General features: G+C 73.7%; 21 protein-coding genes and 1 pseudogene. 13 read left to right on the forward strand and 9 right to left on the reverse strand.

Going from position 1 to position 22,635, the window contains the following annotated elements; genetic code table 11:
• Window positions 1-66: 66 nt before the first annotated feature.
• Window positions 67-2,031, reverse strand: a complete 1,965-nt coding sequence (gene acs, locus AB0B63_RS24755; RefSeq protein WP_357022728.1) for an acetate--CoA ligase — start codon at window positions 2,029-2,031, stop codon at window positions 67-69.
• 214 nt (window positions 2,032-2,245) lie between these two features.
• Here acs and AB0B63_RS24760 point away from each other — a divergent pair, with 214 nt between their 5' ends.
• On the forward strand, window positions 2,246-2,992 hold the full coding sequence (locus AB0B63_RS24760; RefSeq protein WP_357022731.1) for an oxidoreductase: 747 nt from the start codon (window positions 2,246-2,248) through the stop codon (window positions 2,990-2,992).
• Window positions 2,993-3,127: 135 nt separating this feature from the next.
• Here the strand turns inward: AB0B63_RS24760 and AB0B63_RS24765 are convergent, their stop codons facing one another.
• The 5 genes from AB0B63_RS24765 to AB0B63_RS24785 all read right to left on the reverse strand — a co-directional run bounded on the left by AB0B63_RS24765 (window position 3,128) and on the right by AB0B63_RS24785 (window position 8,268).
• Window positions 3,128-3,760, reverse strand: a complete 633-nt coding sequence (locus tag AB0B63_RS24765; protein WP_219465926.1) for a TetR/AcrR family transcriptional regulator — start codon at window positions 3,758-3,760, stop codon at window positions 3,128-3,130.
• A complete protein-coding gene (locus AB0B63_RS24770; protein WP_357022734.1) occupies window positions 3,655-5,019 on the reverse strand; it encodes a methyltransferase in 1,365 nt (454 codons plus the stop codon). Before AB0B63_RS24770 ends, AB0B63_RS24765 begins: the two co-directional genes overlap by 106 nt.
• Complete coding sequence (locus tag AB0B63_RS24775; RefSeq protein ID WP_357022737.1) at window positions 5,016-5,909, reverse strand: hypothetical protein; 894 nt, start codon at window positions 5,907-5,909, stop codon at window positions 5,016-5,018. The genes AB0B63_RS24770 and AB0B63_RS24775 overlap by 4 nt, the downstream gene beginning before the upstream one ends.
• Before the next feature lie 315 nt (window positions 5,910-6,224).
• On the reverse strand, window positions 6,225-7,028 hold the full coding sequence (locus AB0B63_RS24780; RefSeq protein ID WP_208565547.1) for an HAD-IB family hydrolase: 804 nt from the start codon (window positions 7,026-7,028) through the stop codon (window positions 6,225-6,227).
• Between the two features lie 391 nt (window positions 7,029-7,419).
• A complete protein-coding gene (locus AB0B63_RS24785; protein ID WP_357022741.1) occupies window positions 7,420-8,268 on the reverse strand; it encodes a hypothetical protein in 849 nt (282 codons plus the stop codon).
• A gap of 438 nt (window positions 8,269-8,706) precedes the next feature.
• Between AB0B63_RS24785 and ssd the strand changes: the two genes are divergently transcribed.
• The 7 genes from ssd to AB0B63_RS24820 all read left to right on the forward strand — a co-directional run bounded on the left by ssd (window position 8,707) and on the right by AB0B63_RS24820 (window position 13,768).
• Window positions 8,707-9,810, forward strand: a complete 1,104-nt coding sequence (gene ssd / locus AB0B63_RS24790) for a septum site-determining protein Ssd (protein WP_357022744.1) — start codon at window positions 8,707-8,709, stop codon at window positions 9,808-9,810.
• A complete protein-coding gene (locus tag AB0B63_RS24795; RefSeq protein ID WP_357022746.1) occupies window positions 9,807-11,012 on the forward strand; it encodes a TadA family conjugal transfer-associated ATPase in 1,206 nt (401 codons plus the stop codon). The genes ssd and AB0B63_RS24795 overlap by 4 nt, the downstream gene beginning before the upstream one ends.
• Before the next feature lie 191 nt (window positions 11,013-11,203).
• Window positions 11,204-12,016, forward strand: a complete 813-nt coding sequence (locus AB0B63_RS24800; RefSeq protein WP_357022749.1) for a hypothetical protein — start codon at window positions 11,204-11,206, stop codon at window positions 12,014-12,016.
• The gene (locus tag AB0B63_RS24805; RefSeq protein ID WP_357022752.1) at window positions 12,016-12,741 is read left to right on the forward strand and encodes a type II secretion system F family protein; all 726 of its coding nucleotides are present in this window, start codon (window positions 12,016-12,018) and stop codon (window positions 12,739-12,741) included. Before AB0B63_RS24800 ends, AB0B63_RS24805 begins: the two co-directional genes overlap by 1 nt.
• A 27-nt stretch (window positions 12,742-12,768) precedes the next feature.
• Window positions 12,769-12,948, forward strand: coding sequence for a DUF4244 domain-containing protein (locus AB0B63_RS24810; protein ID WP_091244508.1), 180 nt, complete (start codon window positions 12,769-12,771; stop codon window positions 12,946-12,948).
• Window positions 12,945-13,343: a TadE family type IV pilus minor pilin gene (locus tag AB0B63_RS24815; RefSeq protein WP_357022756.1), complete on the forward strand. Its 399-nt coding sequence runs from the start codon at window positions 12,945-12,947 to the stop codon at window positions 13,341-13,343. The genes AB0B63_RS24810 and AB0B63_RS24815 overlap by 4 nt, the downstream gene beginning before the upstream one ends.
• 125 nt (window positions 13,344-13,468) lie before the next feature.
• Entirely contained in the window at window positions 13,469-13,768 is a 300-nt protein-coding gene (locus AB0B63_RS24820; protein WP_244251762.1) for an Rv3654c family TadE-like protein, read from the forward strand.
• A gap of 172 nt (window positions 13,769-13,940) precedes the next feature.
• On the opposite strand, the gene AB0B63_RS24825 is transcribed toward AB0B63_RS24820, so the two are convergent.
• From AB0B63_RS24825 to AB0B63_RS24835, 3 genes and pseudogenes are all read right to left on the reverse strand, one after another.
• Window positions 13,941-14,519 (reverse strand): hypothetical protein, encoded by a 579-nt coding sequence (locus AB0B63_RS24825; protein ID WP_219465950.1) that lies wholly within the window; start codon window positions 14,517-14,519, stop codon window positions 13,941-13,943.
• Window positions 14,520-14,702: 183 nt separating this feature from the next.
• Window positions 14,703-14,906 (reverse strand): hypothetical protein, encoded by a 204-nt coding sequence (locus tag AB0B63_RS24830; RefSeq protein ID WP_208565553.1) that lies wholly within the window; start codon window positions 14,904-14,906, stop codon window positions 14,703-14,705.
• Between the two features lie 445 nt (window positions 14,907-15,351).
• Window positions 15,352-17,697: pseudogene (locus AB0B63_RS24835) on the reverse strand (DEAD/DEAH box helicase); the annotation flags it as partial.
• A gap of 132 nt (window positions 17,698-17,829) precedes the next feature.
• Between AB0B63_RS24835 and AB0B63_RS24840 the strand changes: the two are divergent.
• From AB0B63_RS24840 to AB0B63_RS24860, 5 genes are all read left to right on the forward strand, one after another.
• A complete protein-coding gene (locus tag AB0B63_RS24840; protein ID WP_208565554.1) occupies window positions 17,830-18,186 on the forward strand; it encodes an STAS domain-containing protein in 357 nt (118 codons plus the stop codon).
• Window positions 18,183-18,620 carry an ATP-binding protein gene (locus AB0B63_RS24845; protein WP_091244524.1) on the forward strand — a complete coding sequence of 146 codons (438 nt, stop codon included), beginning with the start codon at window positions 18,183-18,185 and terminating at the stop codon, window positions 18,618-18,620. The genes AB0B63_RS24840 and AB0B63_RS24845 overlap by 4 nt, the downstream gene beginning before the upstream one ends.
• A gap of 315 nt (window positions 18,621-18,935) precedes the next feature.
• The gene (locus AB0B63_RS24850) at window positions 18,936-21,323 is read left to right on the forward strand and encodes a sodium-translocating pyrophosphatase (protein ID WP_357022761.1); all 2,388 of its coding nucleotides are present in this window, start codon (window positions 18,936-18,938) and stop codon (window positions 21,321-21,323) included.
• A 107-nt stretch (window positions 21,324-21,430) separates the two neighbouring features.
• Window positions 21,431-21,973, forward strand: a complete 543-nt coding sequence (locus tag AB0B63_RS24855; protein WP_357022765.1) for a hypothetical protein — start codon at window positions 21,431-21,433, stop codon at window positions 21,971-21,973.
• Window positions 21,964-22,566 (forward strand): hypothetical protein, encoded by a 603-nt coding sequence (locus tag AB0B63_RS24860; RefSeq protein ID WP_357022768.1) that lies wholly within the window; start codon window positions 21,964-21,966, stop codon window positions 22,564-22,566. The genes AB0B63_RS24855 and AB0B63_RS24860 overlap by 10 nt, the downstream gene beginning before the upstream one ends.
• Window positions 22,567-22,635 lie beyond the last annotated feature (69 nt).

The following is a 22,635-nucleotide window of genomic DNA, read 5'->3' on the forward strand; positions in this document are numbered from 1 at the left end:
CGGCTACCACCGGCGGGGGGGGCCCGCCCCCGGCGCCCCGCCCCCCCCCGACGGGTAGGGCTGTGGTCAGTCCTCGTCGGACTTCCCGCCACTGAGCCCGGAGGAGATCAGCTCCATCACCGAGGAATCCTGGAGCGTGGTGACGTCACCGAGCGAACGGTTCTCCGCCACGTCCCGCAGCAACCGGCGCATGATCTTGCCGGAGCGGGTCTTCGGCAGCTCCGGCACCAGCATGATCTGCCGGGGCTTGGCGATCGGGCCCAGCGTCTTGGCCACGTGGTTGCGCAGCTCGGTGATCAGCCGCTCGCCCGCCTCACCCGAGATGTCGGTGGTGCCGCGCGGAATGGCGAACGCGACGATCGCCTGCCCGGTCGTCGGGTCGGTCGCGCCGACCACCGCCGCCTCGGCCACCGACGGGTGCGACACCAACGCCGACTCGACCTCGGTGGTGGAGATGTTGTGCCCGGACACCAGCATCACGTCGTCGACCCGGCCGAGCAGCCAGATGTGCCCGTCGTCGTCCTTCTTGGCCCCGTCACCGGCGAAGTACATCCCCTCGAACCGGGACCAGTACGTCTCGATGAACCGGTTGTCGTCACCCCAGATGGTGCGCAGCATCGACGGCCACGGCTCACGCAGCACCAGGTAGCCACCGCCGCCGTTGGGCACCGACTGGCCCTGGTCGTCCACCACGTCGGCGACGACACCGGGCAGCGGGGTCATCGCCGAGCCCGGCTTGGTCGCGGTCACCCCGGGCAGCGGGGAGATCATGATCGCGCCGGTCTCGGTCTGCCACCAGGTGTCCACGATCGGCAGCTCACCCCGACCGACGTGCTGGCGGTACCACATCCACGCCTCCGGGTTGATCGGCTCGCCGACGCTGCCCAGCAGGCGCAGCGACGACAGGTCGAAGCCCGCCGGGATGTCGTCGCCCCACTTCATCATGGTGCGGATCAGCGTCGGCGCGGTGTAGAGGATGCTGACCTTGTACTTGTCGACGATCTCCCAGAACCGGCCCTTGTGCGGGGTGTCCGGGGTGCCCTCGTACATCACCTGGGTGGCGCCGTTGGCCAGCGGCCCGTACACGATGTAGGAGTGCCCGGTGACCCAGCCGATGTCGGCGGTGCACCAGTAGACGTCGGTCTCCGGCTTCAGGTCGAACACCGCGTGCGCCGTCCACGCGGCCTGGGTGAGGTAACCGCCGGTGGTGTGCAGGATGCCCTTCGGGCGGGCGGTGGTGCCGCTGGTGTAGAGGATGAACAGCGGGTGCTCGGCGTCGAACGGCTGCGCGACGTGCTCCGCCGACGCCTGCTCCACCGCCTCGTGCCACCAGTGGTCCTTCGCCGACCAGGCGACCTCCTCGCCGGTGCGCCGGACCACCAGCACGTGCTCGATCGACGGACAGTTCGCCACCGCCTCGTCCACGGTCGGCTTCAACGCCGACGGCTTGCCCCGTCGGTAGCCGCCGTCGGCGGTGATCACCACCTTGGCGCTGGCGTCGGAGATGCGGTTGCTCAGCGCGTCGGCGGAGAAACCGCCGAAGACCACGCTGTGGGTCGCGCCGATCCGGGCGCAGGCCAGCATCGCCACCGCCGCCTCGGGGATCATCGGCAGGTAGATCGCCACCCGGTCACCGGCGACCACCCCCAGGTCGGTCAGCGCGTTCGCCGCCTGGCAGGTCAGCCGGTGCAGGTCGGCGTAGGTGAGGGTGCGGGTGTCGCCCGGCTCGCCCTCCCAGTGGATCGCCACCCGGTCGCCGTTGCCGGCCTCCACGTGCCGGTCCAGGCAGTTGTACGCCACGTTGAGCTGACCGCCGACGAACCACTTCGCGAACGGCGGGTTCGACCAGTCGAGCACCTCGTCCCACGGCCTGGCCCAGGCCAACCGGCCGGCCTGCCGCTCCCAGAAGGCGAGCCGGTCCGCGCCGGCCTCGTCGTACGCGTCGGCGGTGACGTTGGCCTGGGCGGCGAGTGCGGCCGGCGGCGGGAACTGGCGCGTCTCGTTCAGCAGGTTGGCCAAGGCCTCGCTCATGCGGTGACTCCTTCGTCGGGTGACCTGCGTCTCTACCCGGCCGAGGTTAGTCCGGGCAGCTCGGGACCGCGACACCCCCGGTGCCGGCCGGCGCGCTCAGCGGCCGTCCCGGCGCGCTCGACGGCCCACCCGTCCCGACCTGATCAGGATCGGACTCGACGGCCCGGCGGCGGGTGGCGTCCGGCCGGAGTCACCCGGTCGCTAGCGTGGCGGAGTGACCACCGACCCGCTCGCGCCCCTGCTCGCGCTCGCCGACATCGCCCCCGCCGTCGAGCGGGCCCGCGAGCGGGTCGACCAGGCGATGCGGCACCGCGCGCTGCGCCGCCACGGTGGCCAGGTCGTGGCCGAGGTCGGCCTGCGCTGCGCGGTGGCCAGCGCCGCCCTGGAGGGGTACGACCACGAGCGCGAGGCGGTCCGCGCCGGCACCGTCACCGAACCGGTGCTCCAGGGGGCGCTACGGGTGGCCGGGGCGCTGCCCGGGTTGACCGAGCTGTGGCCGAAGGCCCCCCGGCAGGCGCTGGCCCGGCTGCACGTGCTCGCCGCCCGGGACGTGGTCGCCGAGGCAGAGCTGGGGCGTCCGGTCGCCGACCCGGTGGTGGCCGCCCGGCTCGACGGGCTGGCCGGGCTGGTCGCCGGCGGGACGACGGTCTCCCCGCTGGTCCTCGCCGCGGTGGTGCACGGCGAGCTGCTCAACCTGCGGCCCTTCGCCGGCCCGTCCGGGGTGGTCGCCCGCGCCGCCGCCCGGTTGGTGCTGATGTCCCGGGGGTTCGACCCGCGTGGCCTGGTCGCTGTCGACGTCGGCCACCGGGAGCGGGAGCCGGAGTACGTCGGGGCGGCCGGGGCCTTCGCCACCGGCACCCCGGACGGCCTGCGCTCCTGGCTGCGGCACTACCTGAGCGCGGTCGAGGTGGGCGCCGACCAGCTCACCGCCGTCGGCGACGAGATCATCGCCGCCGCCTGACCCGGTGGCCGCCCAGGCGCCCCACCCGACCGCCGCTGCCTGACCCGGGTGGCCGTCCGCGCGCCCTTCCCGACCGCCGCCGTCTGACCCGGGTGGCCGTCCGCGCGCCCCACCCGACCGGTGCCGGGTGCGCGGTCAGTCTCGGCGGGCGGCCCGGTTCACCCGGGAGCGCAGCGCCCGCCGGGCGACCGGTCCGAGGTCGTCGACGATCTCGATGAGCACGGCGAGCTGGTCGAGTGCCGACATCGCCTGCCGCACGCCCGCCCGGTCCACCCCGTCATAGAGTTCCAGCCCGACGAACGCGGCGCAGACGGCCCGGGACAGGCCGGGCACGTCGGCGATCTCGGCGAAGGGTGACCCGGCGAGCAGCCGGCGCAGCACCGACTCGATCTCGTCCACCCAGAGTTGGAGCGCGGCGGCGGTGGGCGCGGCGAGCCGCTCGTCGGTCTGCGCCCCGGCCAGCATCTGGGCCAGGAAGGAGACGTTGCCCAGCTCGCGTTCCTGCTCGTGCAGCTCCTGCCCGACGGTGAGCAGTTCCCGCAGCGAGCCCACCCCGGCCAGCCGGGCCGACCAGTGCGCGAGCCGGTCGGCCGTGCTGGCCCGGCAGGCCGCCGTCAGCAGGTCGTCGACCGTGCCGAAGTGGTAGAAGACCAGCGCCTGGTTCACCCCGGCGGCGGCGGCGATGGTTCGGGCGGACACACCGGCGATGCCGTGCGTACGGATGGCGGTGATGGCGCCGTCCAGGAGGCGCTGCTTGGTGCCGGACATCGTCCTCCTCGTGGGCCCGCCGGATGCGGCGGTGTGATCATCGCATCGGTCACCAGCTGCGCCAGCCAACCGACCCCGGGCAACCGCAGGATCCAGCCGACCACCGCCCACCCGAGGTGCAGGTGCCCGAGGGCGCGGGCGACGGCGGCCACCCCCCGTTCCGGCCGACCGCCGCCGTCGGTGTACTCCGCCCGCCACAGCACCTCCTTCGCGGCGCTGGCGGGACCTGTCCGCAGGCCCACCGGGTGGCGGCGGGTAAGGAAACGCCAGGTCGCGGCACACGGGCCGCAGTCGTCGTCGAGCCACAGCACCGCCGCCGGTCCCGCTTGGTAGGGCCGCCAACGCGGCCACCAGTTGAGGACCTGCCGCCGGTACGCGTGCCACGCCCCGCCGTGCCGGTCGGCCAGGTCGTGTTCCTCGTGCGGTCCGGCCACCGCCACGCTGAAGGCGACCGCCACCACCGCCGCCAGCACCAGCGCGGAACTGCGGGTGAGCGCGGCGGTGAGCAGCACCAGGGCCACCGCGCAGGTCTGCATCGGATTGGCCAGATAGGCGTACGGCCCGGTGGTGACCAGCCGTACGGGCGGGTCCCACGGGTACGGCGTGCCGCCGCCGTGGGTAACGAACTCGCGGACCGCGGCGAGCGCCGGGGCGGCCAGCACCAGCGCCACCTGGGCGAGGAGCAGCAGGACGGGCCGGGGTAGTTCGGTCACCGTCGTCCAGGACCCGTCGCCGACCTCGAAGGCCAGGCTGGGGACGAACCACAGCAGCAGGGCGGTGAAGACCCCGACCTGGAGCAGCGTGCGTGCCGCCAGGTGTCGCCGGTCGGCACACCAGCGGCCGAGCAGTTGCGCCGGCAGGGCCACCACGAGCAGCCCGACCAGCTCCCCGACCAGCCAGTGCGGGCCGAGCCGGACGAGCGGGTGCAGCGCGGGCATGGCCACCGCGTCGATCCAGAGCAGCAGGCCCAGCGCCACCGGCGCCGGGAGGCTCCGGCGCAGCAGCACGGGCAGCGGACCCCAGAGCACGGCCCAGCCGATCCACAGGTCGACCGGCATCCCCCGGTAGCTCCCCCGCACCGGGGCGAACGTGTACCAGCCGGTGCGCCGGGCCACCTCGTCGAGGGCGGCGATGCCGATGCCGGCGGCGAGGAAGGCCAGCAGCGCCGCCGCCCGACCGGCGCGGCTCCGGTCGACCCGGGCGGCGGCGAGCACGGCCAGCAGCGGCACCGCGAGGCTGAGGTAGCGGGCGGCGATCATCGCAGCGTCATCATGTCCAGCAGGTGTCCCGTGCCCGCACCGAGCAGGACCTGCTGGATCGGCCCGAAGTACCAGGAGGGGTCGAGCCCCCGGGTGTAGTCCACCCGGATGCGCACCTCGGTGTGCCGATCGTCGACGGCCCGCCAGCTCACCTCGGCGTGCCGCCAACTGAACCAGCGCGCGGTGATCGAGCTGTCCTCGACGAACCGGAACCCGACCCGCTGCACCCCCACCGTCTCCACCTCGGCGAGCAGGTGACCGCCGGGGCCGTGGGCGCTGCCGTGGTAGCCGAACATCCACCTGTCACCCGGGTCGAGCCCGTCCCCGCTCACCTGGCCGGGCGTGGGCACCCCGAGCAGCCGCAGCGGCACCGACCGGACCGGTACGGGGCGGGGGCCGGCGGCGAGCCGGGCGGCCACCTGGTCGGCCGGCAGGGCCACCGCCCGGACCACCTCGACGGACTGGTCGGGTGCGATCCGGGGTGCCGGTCCGCTGCCCTCCAGCCCCGGCAGGAGCAGCAACGGCACCGCGATGACGGCGTACGGGCGGGAGGCGTCGCGCAGCGCGCGGATCAGGGCGGTGGTCCCGTGGGACACCGCGTAGACCAGGGGGGCGGCGAGGATGACGCAGATCGCCCCCTCGTGCAGCGCGACCGCCGCCAGCAGCAGGGCGACCGTGGTGATCACGAAGACCCGGCCGTGCGCGGTGCGACCGGGCAGCAGGGCGAGTGCGGCGGCGAGGGCCGTCGGGAGCACCACGAACAGCAGGGCGCTGTCAGCCCGCCCGTCGAGCACGGTGGCGACGAACACCATCATGCCGAAGGCCAAGATCAGGCCGGCGAGCACCCAGTTCGCCGCGGTCCGGCGGGGCGGTCGATCCTGCTCGTTCATTGCCACCTCCCGTATTTGAGCATCTGCTCAAAATCGAGCATAGGCTTATTTGAGCGATCGCTCAATCGGGGGTATGCAGGGAAAGTGCTGCGTGGTGGGGTGCCGCTCGTCACTTCGGGTGCGGCTGTTCACACCGGCGGCCTGCGTCGGGCGGTGCGGTCAATGACGGCGGGACCGGCCAGTGTGCCTCGACGGCGAGGGGCGGCCGGGGTGGCGCGGGTCGGTCAGGTCAGCGGGCCGGCGCGGCACGGCTCGCCAGGTGGCCCGGGCTGGCGAGGCCAGGGCTGGTCGGGGCGGGCGGGGTGGCCCGGGTCCTCAGGCGGCCTGTACGGCGCGGGTGCGGCGGTGCCGGCCGTACCAGGCGATGCCGATCGCCACCCCCACGCCGACGCCGAGCGCCGCCGCGGCCACCGGGACCGCCGGGCGCTCCCGCAGCCGCCGGCCCAGCGGGATCGGATGCCGGAACTCCAGCACCGGCCAGGCGTTCTCCACCGCGAGCCGGCGCAACGCCCGGTCCGGATTGACCACGCTCGGATGGCCCACGCACTCCAACAACGGCCGGTCACTGTACGAGTCGGAGTAGGCGTACGAGTCGGCCAGGTCGTAGCCCCGGGCGGCGGCCAACTCGGTGACCGCCTCGACCTTGCTCGGACCGGCCGCGTAGAACTCCACCTCACCGCTGTAGCGGCCGTCCTGCACGCTCATCCGGGTGGCGATCACGTCGGTCACCCCGAGCAACGCGCCGATCGGCCGGACCATCTCCTCGCCCGACGCGGAGACCAGCACGACGTCCCGCCCGGCGGCCTGGTGCTCCTCGATCAGCACGGCGGCCTCGGCGTACACGTAGGGGTTGATCAGCTCGTGGAGGGTCTCCGCGACGATCTGACGGACCTGCTCCACCCGCCAGCCCTTGCAGAGCGCGGCGAGATAATCCCTGGTCCTGGCCATGGTCTGCTCGTCGGTGCCGCCCAGCCGGAACATCAGCTGCGCGTACGCCGACTTCACGACGTCCCGTCGTGTGATCAGCCCGTCCCGGTAGAACGGCCGACCGAATGCCAAGGCGCTCGACTTGGCGATGACGGTCTTGTCCAGATCGAAAAAAGCGGCACTTCGGCCCACGGCGCGCAAGTCTAGTCCGACGATGCGGGGTCGGCGGGTGCCCCGGGGTCAATACCTCACCCGACCTGCGGGAGTACCCGGGACGCGAATGCTCAACGTGACCGCAGTCACACGCTGCGGTAATAATTTCGCAGGGAGTGGGGTCAACACCACTCGACGTGAACAGTCTGCTCGGGCAGACTTGTCCGCACGACAACGATTCACGTCCCCGAAAGCTGACAGACCCTCGGCGGTCGCACCCCCCCGTGACCGCCGGGCCGGTTCGGCTCAACCCCCCCGGAGCCGAACCATTCGACGACCCCCGTCTCCCCCCGACGGGGGTCGTCCCTTTCCGGTGGGAGCGCTCCGCCCGCGAACTGCTGGATCCGCACGCCGATGACCGGCGAACGGGCTAGCGCGCCACCGCCCTCATCGTCGTACGGGCGGGCAGGAAGCAGGCCAGGGCGCGGCCGTGCCGGTCGGTGACCACCCACGGGTGCCCCAGGTACGTCTGCTGGCGGTAGGACCGGCCGGCGTCGAGCACCTTGTACTGCCGTCGTTGGCCCTGGTAGTCGAGCCAGTAGACGACGACCTGCGAACTGCGGGCGTTGACGAACTCGACGTACGTCGAGGCTCCGTTCGAGCTGGACCGCAGGGATTTTTCCTGCCATCCCGGCAACGGCGTCAGTTCGCCCGGTCCGGGCTGGTTCGTCGGCGGCTTCGTGGTGGGGCGGGGCGGGGTCGTCGTCGGGGCGGGCCGGGGTGGGGTGGTCGTCGCGGCCGGGCGGGTCGTCGTACCCGTGGCGGGTTGGTGTGGCTGGCGGGGCGGCGGCGCTACCGGCGCGACCGGGGCGGCGGCGCGGGTGGCGAGTGAGGCCGGCGCGGGCGCGTGTTCGGCGACCGGCGTGGGGCTCTCGACGGCCGCGAGGTCCGGGCGTTCCGCGATCCACGAGGGCGTCATCGGGAGGGCGGCGGCGTCGCGCCGCGGGCCCGACCACAACGGTGACAGGGCGAGAACGAGGCTGGCGACCAGGCCGAATGCCACTCCGGCCAGCAGCAGGGTCCGTCCGATGCCGGCGGGTTCGACGGCGTGGGCGGGCGCCGGCAGTGGGCCGGTCGGTGACCCGGTCGGGGAGGCGTCGATCAGATGCCGGCCGGCCGGGGGGACGAGATAAGGCGGCAGTGTCTGGTGGTGCCGGGGTGCCGGCAGCCAGCCACCGATGCGCAGGGTGGTGGTGGTTTCATCGGGTGAGTCGGCCATGGCCCCGGTTCCGAGAGCGGCGGGTGCCACCTTCGCGGTGGCGTGCGGTCACGATTATTGACGTACGACGCCGTATGCCGTCAATCACTCGGGCGGGGTGAACAGGACATTTTTTCGCGTTCCTTCCCGCACGTCCCCGGGACGGTCGGCGTCGTTCGGCCGCCCCGGCTCACCAGATGGTGTGCTGGCGGTGGCTCCGGTGCTGGTCAGGGACCTCCGGTCGGGTTCTACGGGCGGTCGAACGGGCGGTCGGGGAGGGTCCTGCGGCCAGTCCGCCCACCAACCCGCCGGCCGGCCGGCGGTCATAGCAGATCACCTGCGGTGGCGGGGGCTGTCCACAGGCCGTCCCGTTGTCCACAGGCAAGCCGTCGCGGGCGGCACGCACCGGGGAAGCCGGCGCAGGGTCTGAGCCAGCACCCCCGACCGCTGGAGGCCGTGATGCCACCCCGTACCTCCCTTCCGCCCCACCGACGACTGCCGTTGCTGGTCACCTCCGACGGTGACCTCCTCGACGAGCTGCTGCGGCTCGCCGCAGCGGGCGGCACCGAGGTGGAGGTGGCCGCCGACGCGGCTGCCGCCCGTTCCCGCTGGCTCCCCGCGCCCCTGGTGCTCGTCGGCAGCGACCAGGCCCAGGCCTGCCTGCGGGGTCGGCTGCCCCGCCGGCCCCGCACGGTGCTGGTCGGGCGGTCGGGTGAACTCGACCCGGGCTGGGAGATCGCCGAGCTGATCGGTGCCGAGCACGTCGCCGTCCTGCCCGCCGCCGAGCCATGGCTGGTCGACCGGTTCACCGAGTGCGCGCCGGGCGGCAACCCGGCCGGCCCGGCCCGGATGGTCGCGGTGCTCGGCGGCCGGGGAGGGGCCGGTGCCAGCGTCCTCGCCGGTGGCCTGGCGGTCACCGCCGCCCGCGCCCACCTGCGGACCCTGCTGGTCGACGCGGACCCGCTCGGCGGCGGGCTCGACCTGGTGCTCGGCTGGGAGGAACTGGACGGGCTGCGCTGGCCGTCCCTCACCGACGCCGACGGCCGGGTCGACGCGCCCGCCCTGGTCCGCGCCCTGCCGCACCGGGGTGACCTGGTCGTCCTCTCCTGGGACCGGGGTGAGCCGCTGGCTCTGCCCGCGCAGGCGATGGCCGCAACCGTGGACGCGGCCCGGCGGGGTCGGGACTTCGTCGTGGTCGACCTGCCGCGCCAGCTCGACGACGCCGCCGTGATCGCGTTGCAGGCCGCCGACCAGGCGTACGTGGTGGTGCCGGCGGAGCTGCGGGCCACCGCGGCGGCGGCCCGGGTGGTCGCCGCCGCAGCCCCGCACTGCGCCACCCTGGGAGTGATCGTCCGGGGCCCCGCCCCCGGCCGGTTGCGGGCGACCGAGGTGGCTCGGGCCCTGGGGCTCCCGCTGGCCGGGACGCTGCGCCCCGAACCGGCGCTGTGCCGGGGGCTGGAACGCGGTGAGGCACCGGCCGCCGCCGGCCGTGGCCCCCTCGCCGCGCTCTGCCGCCGACTGGTCACCGAGCTGACCGGGCTGCCCGTGCCGGGTGCGGCATGACCGACCGGTCCGACGGGTTCGCCGCCCGGGTCCGACAACGGATGGCCGAAGCGGCGACCCCGGTCACCCCGGCGGCGATCGTCTCCGCCGTACGTGCCGAACCGTCCGCCGCCGTCCTCGGCGACACCGCCGTGCTGCGGATCGCCAACCGGGTGCACGACGATCTGGTGGGTGCCGGGCCGCTCGCCCCACTGCTCGAAGACCCGCAGGTCACCGACGTACTCGTCAACGGTGTCCGGGTCTGGGTCGACCGGGGCGCGGGGCTGCACCAGGTGGCGGTGCCGCTCGGCACGGTCGACGACGTACGCCGGCTGGCGCAACGGCTCACCGCTGCCGCCGGGCGTCGGCTCGACGACGGCTCGCCCTACGCTGACGCGCGGCTGCCCGACGGCACCCGGCTGCACGCCGTACTGCCTCCGGTGGCGACCGACGGGCCGTACCTGTCCCTGCGGACCTTCCGGCACCGCCCGTTCACCCTCGACGAACTGGTCCGACAGGGCACCGTGCCGCACCCGGTGGCACCGGTGCTCGCTGCGGTGGTCGCCGCGCGGCTGGCCTACCTGGTCACCGGCGGCACCGGCTCGGGCAAGACCACCCTGCTCAACACGATGCTGGGCCTGGTCCCGACGACGGAACGCATCGTGCTGGTCGAGGACGCCGCCGAACTGCACCCGGTGCACCCGCACGTGGTCGGTCTCCAGGCCCGCACGGCCAATGTGGAGGGCGCGGGCGTGGTCGGGCTGAGCGAGCTGGTCCGGCAGGCGTTGCGGATGCGTCCCGACCGGCTGGTCGTGGGCGAGTGCCGGGGCGCGGAGGTGGTGGACCTGTTGGCCGCACTCAACACCGGCCACGACGGCGGGGCGGGCACCCTGCACGCCAACACCCCGGCTGACGTGCCGGCCCGGCTGGAGGCCCTCGGGTTGCTCGGCGGGCTGCCCCGGGCGGCGCTGCACGCCCAGGTCGCCGCCGCGCTCCAGGTGCTGGTGCAGGTCCGTCGAGGCCCTCAGGGTCGACTGCTGGAGTCGATCTGCCTACTGCTGGCGGACGGGTCGGACCGTCTGGTGACGGTGGTGCCGGCCTGGGTACGGGGCCACGGCGTCGGGCCTGCCGGGCCCGCGCTGGTCACCCTGCTGCGGGATCGGGGAGTCCCGGTGCCATCCCTGCTGCGGGCGCCCCGGTCCGGTACGGCGGGGCTGGCGTGACATCCCCCTGGTGGCTGGTCACGACCCTGCTGGCCGGTGCGGCACTGGTGGTCGCCTGGCCGGTAAGCCCCAACCGGCGTCGCCGCCGCGTGCTCGCCACACCGCCGGGCGCCCCGGCCCCTCCGGACACCCGTGGCGCACCTCCGACGGTCTATCGGTGGGTAACCGGTCGAGGCCCGCTGCGGTGGCGGGTGTCCGACCGTCCGCGACGGATCCTGCTGCTGGTCGGGCTCGTGGGAGCGGGTGCGGGTGGTGTCGCCGCCGGGCCGGTCGCCGCCGCCCTCCTGGCCGCCTACGGGATGCTCGGGGCCCGCGCCGTGCGTCGCAGGCGGGCGGCAGGGCAGGCCAGCCGGGAGCGTCGCTGCCAACTGGACCGGCTGGGGGCGCTCGCTGCGGACCTGCGTGCTGGTCTGCCCGTTCCGATGCTCGACCGCACCGACGCCCCATCGGGCGCGGACCGTCCGAGCGGCCCCGGCCGACCGGTGGCGGGGCTGGCTCCGCCGACCGCCCCCCGCCTGCTCGGCACCGACCCCGGACCCGCTGCCGACCGTGGCGTCGGTACGGGCACACCGGTGGGCCTGCTGTCAGTGTCCCGGTCGGGCGACGGACTCCCGGGCCGGGGAAGCCGCTCGGGCACGATGACGGATGATCCGGCCGGGACGGACCGGCTCGAACGCTTGGCTCGGGCGGCGGTCCGACTCGCCGACCGGACGGGGGCACCCCTGGCCGACCTCCTCGAACGGGTCGAGGCCGACGCGCGGGCGTTCGACCGGGGAATGGCCGCTGCGGCCGCCCAGGCGGCGGGTGCCAATGCCACCGCGCTGCTGCTGGCCGCGCTTCCACTCGGTGGTGTCGCCCTCGGTTACGGCATCGGCGTCGACCCACTGGCGGTGCTGCTGCACACCCCGGTGGGTGCCGGGTGCGCGCTGACCGCAATGGGTCTCCAGGTCGGCGGGTTGCTCTGGGCCGAGCGGCTGGGTGCCACGCCGGGTGGCGGCGGCTGATGTCACCGGCGAACGTGTCAGCCGGTTGCCTGGTCGCGGCCGCGCTGCTGGTCATGGTGCGTGGCAACCGGGCCGGCCGGAGGTGGGACGTACTGACCGGCCGGCGGACCGGTAGACGCCGGCCAGGCTGGTGGCCCGACCGGGTACGGCTCGGAGCCGCCCTGGCGGGGCTGGCGGTCCTGCTGCTGGCCGGCGGTTGGGTCGGAGCCCTGGGCGGGGCACTGACCGCGCTGACGGCGGACCGGATGCTCCGCCGGATCGAACCACCTGCCGTTCGCAAGAGCCGGTCACGGGAGACCGCCGATCTGCCACTGGCCGCCGATCTGCTGGCAGCAGCCATGCGAGCGGGTGCACCGGTGGACCGCTCGGTGCTCGCGGTGGCCGATGCTCTGGACGGTCCACTGGCGGTCCGGCTCGGGCGGATCGGGCGGACGTTGCTGCTCGGCGGCGAGCCAGCGGAGGCGTGGGCACACCTCACGCCGGTGCCCGGGGCCGACCGGGTGGTCGGTGCCGCGCTGCGCTCTTCCCGCAGCGGTGCGGCGCTGGCCGGTGCCCTCACCCGCGTCGCCGACGACCTTCGGGCCGACCGGTCCACGGCGGCGGAGGCGTCCGCCCGACGGGCCGGCGTGCTGATCGTGCTGCCGCTGGGCCTGTGCTTCCTGCCGGCCTTCATTCTCGCCGGCCTGGTGCCGGTGATCGTCGCCGTCCTCGGCGACGTGCTGTGACCCCTCATCGAGAAAGGGAAACGACAGATGCGCAAACTTCTCCGCCGGCTCCACACCCGGCTGCGCGGCGACGCGGGGATGAACACCGCCGAGTACGCCGTGGGCACCCTCGCCGCCGTCGCCTTCGCCGGCATCCTGCTCAAGGTGCTCACCTCGGGCAACGTGCAGTCGGCCCTGACGGCCGTGATCGATCGGGCGTTGAAGTGAGACCGCGCCGGCCGGCCGGTCGGGACCGGGGTTCGTTCACCGCCGAACTGGCGGCCGGCCTGCCGGCGCTGCTCGTGCTCCTGTTCGCCGGGCTCACCGCCGTCGACGCGGTCACCACGAAGGCGACCTGCCTGGACGCGGCCCGGGAGGCGGCGCTCGCCGCCGCCCGGGGCGGGGACGGCACCGACACGGGCACCCGGATCGCACCCGAGGCTGCGGTCGTCTCGATCTCGGTGCAGGCGGACCGGGTAACCGTGACGGTGCGGGCCCCCGTCCGGGCGCTCGGGGCCCGGTTGCCCCGGCTGACCGTCGAGGCCAGCACGGTCGCCGCCATCGAACCGGGCCTGCCGGCTCCGGGCCTGCCGGCTCCTGGCCTGCCGGGTACCGGCTCGTGATCCGCGCCTGCCGGCCCGTCCGCGTCCCGGGCCCCGCCGAGGCCACCGCCAGGGAGCATGCGCCGGTCCGCGCCGACCGCGCGTCGGAGCGGGGCGGGGCGACCGTGCTGTTGCTCGCCGTCGGCATGGTCTTCGTGCTGGTCGGGGGGTTCGGGGCGGCGATCGGTGCAGCCCGGCTGGCACGGCACCAGGCCCGGGTCGGTGCCGACTTCGGGGCGCTGGCCGGGGCCGGTCAGGTGTGGCAGGGGTCCGGGCCGGCTTGTGCGACCGCCGACGAGTTCGTCCGCGCCAACGCCGCCCGGCTGGTCGCCTGTCAGGTGGACGGGCTCGACGTGGTGGTGACGGTCGAGGTGGCGGTCACCCCGCTGCCGGGACTGCGGCGGTTCGCCACCGTCACGGCCCGCGCCGGACCGGTGCGCGGCTGACCGCCGCACGCCGGTGCGGCAACCCGTCTCCGGCTGCCGTGCCCGAGCACGGCGCGGCAGCCGGAAAGCGGGTTCCGGAGATCCCGGCGAGACGTCGACGCCGTGGAGGCGAGCCGGGCGACGGCAGTCCCGGGCCGTACGGCGGCGAGCCGAGACCGGGCCGGCCGGTGGCTCAGCGGCCCTGGAGCGCGTCCAGGCCGATCGCCATGGCGATCACCAGCCGCCGGTCGATCTGCGGGTGCGGCACCTCGACGACGTAACGGTCCCGCAGCCCCCACTTCTTGATCACGGAGAAGACCGACTGGCCACCCGCGATGAAGTCGAAGTGGTAGGGCAGCCACGACAGCGAGTCGACGAACCGGCGCAGCAGCGCCACCGGCATGCTGCGCTCCTGACCGGTGATCTGCGGCAGGCCGGCCTGCTCGACGTGCCAGGTCGAGCGGAGCAGGGACTGGGCGAAGTCCTTGCGGAACAGCCCGATCGGCGTGCCGGCGTGGTCGGTCACGTCGTACGTGGCACCGAGGTCGAGCCGCTGCCGGGCCTTGAAACCGAGCAGCGGGTGCTGCTTGGAGTCGTCGGTGTAGATGGTGACCTGCTCCTTGAAGGCGAGCCGCTTCTGCTGCGCGAACGCCAACAACTCGCCCTCGGTGCCGTCCGCCGCCACGGCCCGGACCTCGTACTGGTTGACCATCATCCGGATCCGCTGCCGGACGTGGAACTGGTGCTGCGCCTGCAAGCTGTCTAGCTGCATGAAAACTCCTCCGAAGGGTGCGCCGGAGTCTCGCACAACCCCACGGTCAGCGCCCGCCACCAGGCAGCAGCCAGCGATCACCACCGTCAGTGCCAGCCAGCAGTCAGCGGTCGCCGCCGTCAGGGGTGAGCCTCGCCGCCGTCAGGGGTGAGCCTCGCCGCCGTCAGCAGTGAGCGGCCGTCGTCAACGCCCCTCGGCGGTCGCCTTGAGCGCCCAGGTGTTGAGCACCTGGTGGATGCCCCGCAGCCGCTCGTTGATCTGGTCCAGGCGTTCCGCCTGCGCCAGGCTGGCCAGTGCGGCACCCAGCGCGATCAACTGGTCCGGGGTGAGATTGTCCTGGTCGATGGTGTAGAGCAGGTCGACGGTCTCGGCGATGGTGTCGGCCACGGCTTCTCCTCCAAAGGGGGAAGAACGGCAGGGTCGGCGGTGAGGGTGGCACTCCCCATTATCGATGGAAGCGCTCCCATGCATCAATGCCCACTTGTCCTTCGGCTCAAGCACGATCACGGGCCGGAATCGCACCGCACCCGCAGCAACCGCCGACCGCGCCGCGCTACCGCTCGGCGGAGGCCGGCTGGGCAGCAGCCGAAGCGGGAGCCGGCTGGGCAGGAGCCGGCTGGGCGGGGGTCGGCTGGGCAGCAGCCGGGGCGGGAGCCGGTTCGACGGGAGTCAGCTGGGCGGCAGCCAATTGGGTGGGAGTCAGCGGGGCAGGAACCAGCGGGGCAGGAACCAGCGGGGCAGGAACCAGCGGGGCAGGAGCCGGCTGGGCGGGAGCCAGCGGGGCAGGGACCAGCGGGGCAGGGGTCGGCTGGGTGGGGACGGGCATCCCGGTGGGGAGGTTGGTCAGGACCACGTCGAGGACCCGGACCGACCCCGGCTTGGACAGCGGGTTGTTGCCGTTGCCGCACTTGGGGGACTGGACGCAGGACGGGCAGCCCGACTCGCAGCCGCACTCGACGATGGCGTCCCGGGTGGCGCCCAGCCAGGCCGCTGCCGTCCGGTAGGCCCGCTCGGCGAAGCCGGCCCCGCCGGGGTGACCGTCGTAGACGAACACGGTGGGCGCCTCGGTGTCCGGGTGCAGGGCGGTGGACAGCCCGCCGATGTCCCACCGGTCGCAGGTGGCCATCAGCGGCAGCAACCCGATCGCGGCGTGCTCGGCGGCGTGCAGGGCCCCCGGCACGTCCGCCGGCTCGACCCCGGCCGCCGCCAACGACTGCGGGGAGAGCGTGAACCAGACCGCGACGGTCCGCAGCTCCCGGGCGGGCAGGTCCAGCGGGCGGGTGTCGATCACCTCGCCGGAGGCGATCCGGCGACGTTGGTAGGAGACCACCTGACTGGTGACGTCCACCTCGCCGAGGAAGAGCCCGACCGGGCCGGCGTCCCGGTAGGAGCGGACCGACACCACCGAGAGTGAGGTGACGTCCCGGGCGTGGGTGGACCAGTCCGGCTCCTCGGCGTGCACCAGCGCGCACCCGTCGTCGAGGTCCAACGCGTCGACCACGTACGAGACGCCCTGGTGCAGGTAGACCGCCCCGGGGTGGACGAGGAAGTGCGCCGACCCGCCGTCGACGGTGCCGAGCAGCCGGCCGGTGGACGCCTCCACCACGCAGACCGGCGCCCCGCCCTGGCCACGCAGGTCGACCTCGGGGCGTTCCCGGTGTCGCCAGTACCAGCCGGTGGGCCGCTGCCGCAGGTCACCGGCCCGCACCAACTCGTCGACGGCCTCCTTCGCCCCGTCGCCGAACAGGTCCAGGTCGGCCGGGGTGAGCGGGGACTCGGCGGCGGCGCAGGCGAGCTGCGGGGTGAGCACGTACGGGTTGGCCGGGTCGAGCACCGTCGCCTCGACGGGCCGGCCGAACAGGGCCTCCGGGTGGTGCACCAGGTAGGTGTCGAGCGGGTCGTCCCGGGCCACCAGCACGGCGAGCGCCTCGTCGCCGGAGCGGCCGGCCCGGCCGGCCTGCTGCCACAGCGACGCCCGGGTGCCCGGCCAGCCGCAGATCAGCACCGCGTCCAGGCCGACCAGGTCGACGCCGAGCTCCAGCGCGTTGGTGGACGCCAGGCCGAGCAGCTCACCGTGCAGCAGGGCCCGTTCCAGTTCCCGCCGTTCCTCCCGCAGGTAACCGGCCCGGTAGGCGGCGACCCGTTCGCCGAGGCCGGGCACCGCCTCGTCCAGGGCCCGTCGGGCGTTCGCGGCGACGACCTCCGCGCCGCGCCGGGACCGGACGAAGGCGAGCGTGCGTACCCCCTCGGCGACGGTGTCGGCGAGCAGGTCGGCGGTCTCCCGCAGCGCCGACCGGCGGACCTGGTTCAGGTCGTCGGCGACGGCCTCGACGTCGGTGTTCGGCGGCAGCAGCGGCGGTTCCCAGAGCGCGAAGGTGACCCCGCCGCGCGGTGAGGTGTCCTCGGTGACGGCGGTGACCGGCAGGCCGGTGAGCCGCCCGGCGGTCGCCGCCGGGTCACCCGACGTCGCGGACGCGAGCAGGAACACGGGGGTACGGCCGAACTGGTCGCACCGGCGGCGCAGCCGACGCAGCACGTGCGCCACGTGGGAGCCGAAGACGCCCCGGTAGGTGTGGCACTCGTCGACGATCACGTACGTCAGCCGGCGCAGGAACCCCGACCAGTGCGCGTGCCCGGGGAGGATGCCGTGGTGCAGCATGTCCGGGTTGGTGAGCACGAACCGGGAGTGCCGGCGGATCCACTCCCGTTCGGTGCGCGGGGTGTCCCCGTCGTAGGTGGCGGGGCGTACCCCGTCGAGGTCGAGGCCGGCGACGGCGCGCAGCTGGTCGGCGGCGAGGGCCTTGGTGGGGGCCAGGTAGAGCACCGTGGCCCGGGGGTCGGCGAGGAGGGTGGCCAGCGCCGGGAGCTGGTATGCCAGGGACTTGCCGGACGCCGTGCCGGTGGCGACCACCACGTGCTGCCCGGCGTACGCCAGCTCGGCGGCCTCGGCCTGGTGCCGCCAGGGGGCGGTGACGCCGCGTCGGGCGAACGCCGCCCGTAGCTCCTCGGGTGCCCACTGCGGCCACGGCGCCTGCTGCCCGGTGCGGGCCGGCACCCGCTCGACGTGGGTGACCGGGTCGGCCCGGTGCCGGGTGCGCAGCCGGTGCAGCAGCTCGGCGGGCCCTCGCCCGGTGCCGGGGCCTGCGGTAGCGGTGGCTGCGGGGTTCACGTCCTGCACTCTCGCACTGGTGTTCGGTGCTGAACAACCGGCCCGGTGGGTATGGAGGAGCCGCCGCCGGTGACCTCGCCGGGCCGTCCGGCGGGGATGGTTAGATGCCCAGGAGAGTTTACGGCTCTCGGAGGAGGACTGATGGAGCTGTCGCTGGCGACCCGCACCGTGGGGGAGCACACGGTGCTCGAGGTCGGTGGTGAGGTGGACGTCTACACCGCACCACGACTGCGCGAACGGCTCCTGGAGTTGATCGACGGCGGCGCCCGGCGGGTCGTGGTCGACCTGGGCCGGGTGGACTTTCTCGACTCCACGGGCCTGGGGGTGCTGGTCGGCGCCCTCAAGCGGCTGCGTTCGGCCGGAGGGTCGTTCGCCCTGGTCTGCGACAAGGAGCCGCTGCTGAAGATCTTCCGGATCACCGCCCTGGACCAGGTCTTCCCCCTGCATCCGACGGTCGACGCGGCGATCGCCGCCGACCCCACCGGCTCCGGCACGTGATGGCGACGGTCCGGCTCTCCTTCTCGCCGGCCCCGGTGCACGTGCGTACCGCCCGCCTGGTCGGTGTCGCGGTGGCCCGTCGGGCCGGGGTCCGGGAGGATCTGCTCGACGAGGTGCGGTTGGCCATCGGTGAGGCGTGCACCCGGGCGGTCGCCCTGCACCACCAGTACGGGTTGGCCGATCCGGTGCTGGTGGAGATGTCCGACTCCGGAGCGTATTCGGTGCGGGTGGTGGACCGGGCGCCGATCGAGGCGGGGCTGGGCCTGGCCGCGTTGAACGCCGACGAGTTGGCCAACGAGGCGTTGACCGACGAGGCCCTGACCACCGGGGTGGGCTTCGCGTTGCTCGCTGGTTTCGTGGAGGATCTCCAGGTCCGTCCGGTGGCCGAGGGCGTCGGGACCGAGGTCCGGATGGTGTGGCCGGTCGGCCGCTGATCGACACTCTGCGTACATGAGGCGGTGACCCTTGGTGGGTCACCGCCTCGTAGTGTTGATGGCCTCCTATATCAGATTTTTCCTCATAACACAGTTACGGAGATCATCCGGACACGGTGTCCCCCAGGTGTGACCTCCAACACTGACCAGGGCTACAGTCTGTGAGTTGTCAGCACGTGATCCTTCCCGCAGCCAGCGAACATAGATGTTGATCATCTGCCGTCGGGGCGGGTCGGAGCAGGTGCGCCACCGCATCCAGGCGTCGGCCATACGTCCACTGGCCGGCGCGACAGTGTTCGGTACAGGAGGACATAGATGTCCGGGACCTTGGCCGCCGATAGCGGCGCGCTGTCCCTCACCGGAGAGAACCTGACGTACGTCGTCATCGCCGCGGTCATCGCGCTGGTGGCACTCGTCTTCGCCGCCGCCTTGACCAAGGCCGTGCTGGCAGCCGGTAAGGGCACCACCAACATGCAGGAGATCTCCGGCGCGGTGCAGGAGGGCGCCTCCGCCTATCTGCTCCGGCAGTTCAGGACGTTGGCGATCTTCGTGGTCGTCGCCGTCGTGCTGCTCTTCCTGTTGCCGGTGCACGACACCGACGGCAGCGAACTCGCGGTGAAGATCGGCCGATCGGTGTTCTTCGTGGTCGGCGCCCTGTTCAGCGCGTTCATCGGCGGTGCCGGCATGTGGCTGGCCACCCGCGCCAACCTGCGGGTCGCCGCGGCGGCCCGGGAGGCGGCCGGTGGCCGGGAAGCCGCCATGAAGATCGCCTTCCGCACCGGTGGCGTGGTCGGCTTCCTCACCGTCGGTCTCGGCCTGTTCGGCGCGGCGATGGTCGTCGTCTTCTTCAAGGGTGACGCGCCGACCGTGCTGGAGGGCTTCGGCTTCGGTGCCGCCCTGCTCGCCATGTTCATGCGGGTCGGCGGCGGCATCTTCACCAAGGCCGCCGACGTCGGTGCCGACCTGGTCGGCAAGGTGGAGCAGGGCATCCCGGAGGACGACCCGCGCAACGCCGCCACCATCGCCGACAACGTGGGCGACAACGTCGGCGACTGCGCCGGCATGGCCGCCGACCTCTTCGAGTCGTACGCGGTGACGCTGGTCGCGGCGCTGATCCTCGGCCGCGCCGCGTTCGGTGAGGACGGCCTGGTCCTGCCGCTGATCATCTCCACGATCGGGGTCCTGGTGGCGATCGTCGGGGTGTTCATCACCCGGCTGCGCGCCTCCGACCGCAACGGCCTCACCGCCATCAACCGGGCCTTCTACCTCTCGGCCCTGTTCTCCGCGGTGCTGGTCGCGATCGCCTCCTACTTCTACCTCCAGCCCACCTGGGCCGACCTGCTCGGCCCCGAGTGGCGGCAGAGCCTCGGCGTGGACGGCGGCGACCCGCCGCTCGGCCCGCGCGGGGTGACCATCGCCGCGGTCGTCATCGGCATCGGGCTGGCCGCCGCCATCCAGGCGCTGACCGGCTACTTCACCGAGACCAACCGGCGTCCGGTGCAGGACATCGGCAAGAGTTCGCAGACCGGTGCCGCCACCGTCATCCTCGCCGGCATCAGCGTCGGCCTGGAGTCGGCGGTCTACTCGGCGCTGCTGATCGGCGCCGGGGTCTTCGGCGCGTTCCTGCTCGGCGGCGGCTCCATCACCCTGTCGTTGTTCGCGGTGGCGCTGGCCGGCACCGGCCTGCTCACCACCGTCGGCGTGATCGTCGCGATGGACACCTTCGGCCCGATCTCCGACAACGCGCAGGGCGTGGCCGAGATGTCCGGCGACATCGACGAGAACGGCGCGCGGATCCTCACCGAGCTGGACGCGGTCGGCAACACCACCAAGGCGATCACCAAGGGCATCGCGATCGCCACCGCCGTGCTCGCGGCCACCGCGCTGTTCGGCTCGTACACCGACACGCTGCGTACCGCGTACTCCGACGCGGGCGTGGGTGACGTCGGTGCCGAGATCCTCGGCGCGCTCAACGTCGCCAACCCGCGCAACCTGGTCGGTCTGATCATCGGTGCGGCGGTGGTCTTCCTCTTCTCCGGGCTGGCCATCAACGCGGTCTCCCGCTCGGCCGGCGCGGTCGTGATGGAGGTCCGCCGGCAGTTCCGCGAGCTGCCCGGGATCATGGACGGCACCCAGCGCCCCGAGTACGGCAAGGTCGTCGACATCTGCACCCGGGACGCCCAGCGCGAACTGATGACCCCCGGCCTGCTGGCCATCCTCGCCCCCATCGCGGTCGGTTTCGGCCTCGGGCCGGGCGCACTGGCCTCCTACCTGGCCGGGGCGATCGGGGCGGGCACCCTGATGGCGGTCTTCCTGTCCAACTCCGGTGGGGCCTGGGACAACGCCAAGAAGCTCGTCGAGGACGGCGCGTACGGCGGCAAGGGCTCCGAGTCGCACGAGGCGACGGTCATCGGCGACACCGTCGGTGACCCGTTCAAGGACACCGCCGGCCCGGCGATCAACCCGCTGATCAAGGTGATGAACCTGGTCTCGTTGCTGATCGCGCCGGCCGTGGTGGCCTGGAGCGTCGGCGACGACCGGAACACCCCGCTGCGCCTGACGATCGCGGCGGTCGCCACCCTGATCGTGGTCGCGGCGGTGGTGTTCAGCAAGCGCAAGGGCGTCGCGATGGACTCCACCCCGGACGGTGGGGGCACCGGCGCGGGCAACGACCCCAAGCAGGTCGAACCGGCCAACGTCTGAGTGACGACGCAGCGGGTTCCCGGCCGTCCCGGGGACCCGCTGCGGTGGCCGACCAGCGCGAAACCTGATCGCTGGCGCAATCGCCCGGAGGCCGTACGCTGCATCGCATGCGTACGTGTCGGGCGAGTGCCGCCGGAAAGCTCACGGTGGTCCTCACCACGGCCGTCCTCGTCGTCGCCGGCTGCGGCGGCGGTCCCAGCCCACGGGCCTGGGCGGCCTCGGTCTGCGAGGCGCTCACCCCGTGGCGGGCCGAGATCAGCAAGCTCACCAGCAGCACCCACCAGCAGATGACCGCGCAGACCACCCCGGCACAGGCGAAGGAGAACCTGGTGCGGCTCTTCGCCGGTGCCGAGCAGGCCAGCGAGACGGCCCGCCGCCGGATCGCCGACGCGGGCATCCCGGAGACCGACCGCGGCGACGAGGTGTCGAAGGGGTTCCGGGCGTCCCTGGAGAGGATCAGGGACGCCTACGGACGCGCCGGTGACACCATCGACGCGCTGGACACCGGGCGGGCCACCGTGTTCTACGACGGCGTCCAGGCGGCGGTGGACAAGCTCAACAAGGAGTACGACGCGAGCGCGCTGGACACCGGGCGGCTCAACTCGAAAGAGCTCAAACAGGCCTTCGACGAGGTCCCGGAGTGTCGCTGAGTCGTGCCGACCCGCCCGGGGAGCCGGTGCGTCAGTTGTCGCTGTTCGGCTCCGAGGCGGCCGATCCGTCCGTCGCCGATCTGTCCGGGCTGTTGGCCGGCCCGGGGGAGGTGCACCGGATGGGGCGTACCGCCCGGTTGTCCGTCGAGGTGGACGCGGCCTGGCGGGTGCACGTGCTCGTCGCCGAGCTGGCCCGGCGGGGGCTCGCGGCCGGCTGGGAGGCGACCGGGGAGCAGCGCTGGGTCGTGCGTACCTCGTATCTGACCACCCTCGCCCCACTGGCGACGGCCTGGCTGGCCGGCGGGGTCAAGCGTCCGCCGGGCCACTTCCACCTGCACGGCCGGCGGTTGCGGCTGTGGCTGGCCGCCGCGGGGGCGGCCGACGAGGCCGGCCTGTTGCTGCGCCTGCATCCCCGGGACGAGCCGTGGTGGCCGGTGGTGCGGGCGGCGCTCGCCGTGGTGGGTCTGCCGGCGGCGCTGGTGGAGGCGGACGCGGGTGGCCCGGCGTTCCGGATCGGCGGGCGGCGGCTGGCCCGGCTGGCCGAGCTGGTGGGCGAGCGACCGCCCACCGCCCCCGTCGACCTCTGGCCGTGACCGTCCCGCCTCGCGACGCTCTGCCCCACCCTGCCCTGCACCGCCTGGCCCCGCCGGGCCCCGGCCCGG

This window comes from Micromonospora sp. NPDC049081, from assembly GCF_040648835.1.
GTDB lineage: Bacteria > Actinomycetota > Actinomycetes > Mycobacteriales > Micromonosporaceae > Micromonospora > Micromonospora antibiotica.

Coding starts and splice junctions, on each gene's coding strand:
- acs (WP_357022728.1), bottom strand. CDS start 2,031: ATGAGCGAGGCCTTGGCCAACCTGCTGAACGAGACGCGCCAGTTCCCG.
- AB0B63_RS24765 (WP_219465926.1), bottom strand. CDS start 3,760: ATGTCCGGCACCAAGCAGCGCCTCCTGGACGGCGCCATCACCGCCATC.
- AB0B63_RS24770 (WP_357022734.1), bottom strand. CDS start 5,019: ATGATCGCCGCCCGCTACCTCAGCCTCGCGGTGCCGCTGCTGGCCGTG.
- AB0B63_RS24775 (WP_357022737.1), bottom strand. CDS start 5,909: ATGAACGAGCAGGATCGACCGCCCCGCCGGACCGCGGCGAACTGGGTG.
- AB0B63_RS24785 (WP_357022741.1), bottom strand. CDS start 8,268: ATGGCCGACTCACCCGATGAAACCACCACCACCCTGCGCATCGGTGGC.
- ssd (WP_357022744.1), top strand. CDS start 8,707: ATGCCACCCCGTACCTCCCTTCCGCCCCACCGACGACTGCCGTTGCTG.
- AB0B63_RS24795 (WP_357022746.1), top strand. CDS start 9,807: ATGACCGACCGGTCCGACGGGTTCGCCGCCCGGGTCCGACAACGGATG.
- AB0B63_RS24805 (WP_357022752.1), top strand. CDS start 12,016: ATGTCACCGGCGAACGTGTCAGCCGGTTGCCTGGTCGCGGCCGCGCTG.
- AB0B63_RS24810 (WP_091244508.1), top strand. CDS start 12,769: ATGCGCAAACTTCTCCGCCGGCTCCACACCCGGCTGCGCGGCGACGCG.
- AB0B63_RS24820 (WP_244251762.1), top strand. CDS start 13,469: ATGGTCTTCGTGCTGGTCGGGGGGTTCGGGGCGGCGATCGGTGCAGCC.
- AB0B63_RS24825 (WP_219465950.1), bottom strand. CDS start 14,519: ATGCAGCTAGACAGCTTGCAGGCGCAGCACCAGTTCCACGTCCGGCAG.
- AB0B63_RS24840 (WP_208565554.1), top strand. CDS start 17,830: ATGGAGCTGTCGCTGGCGACCCGCACCGTGGGGGAGCACACGGTGCTC.
- AB0B63_RS24850 (WP_357022761.1), top strand. CDS start 18,936: ATGTCCGGGACCTTGGCCGCCGATAGCGGCGCGCTGTCCCTCACCGGA.
- AB0B63_RS24855 (WP_357022765.1), top strand. CDS start 21,431: ATGCGTACGTGTCGGGCGAGTGCCGCCGGAAAGCTCACGGTGGTCCTC.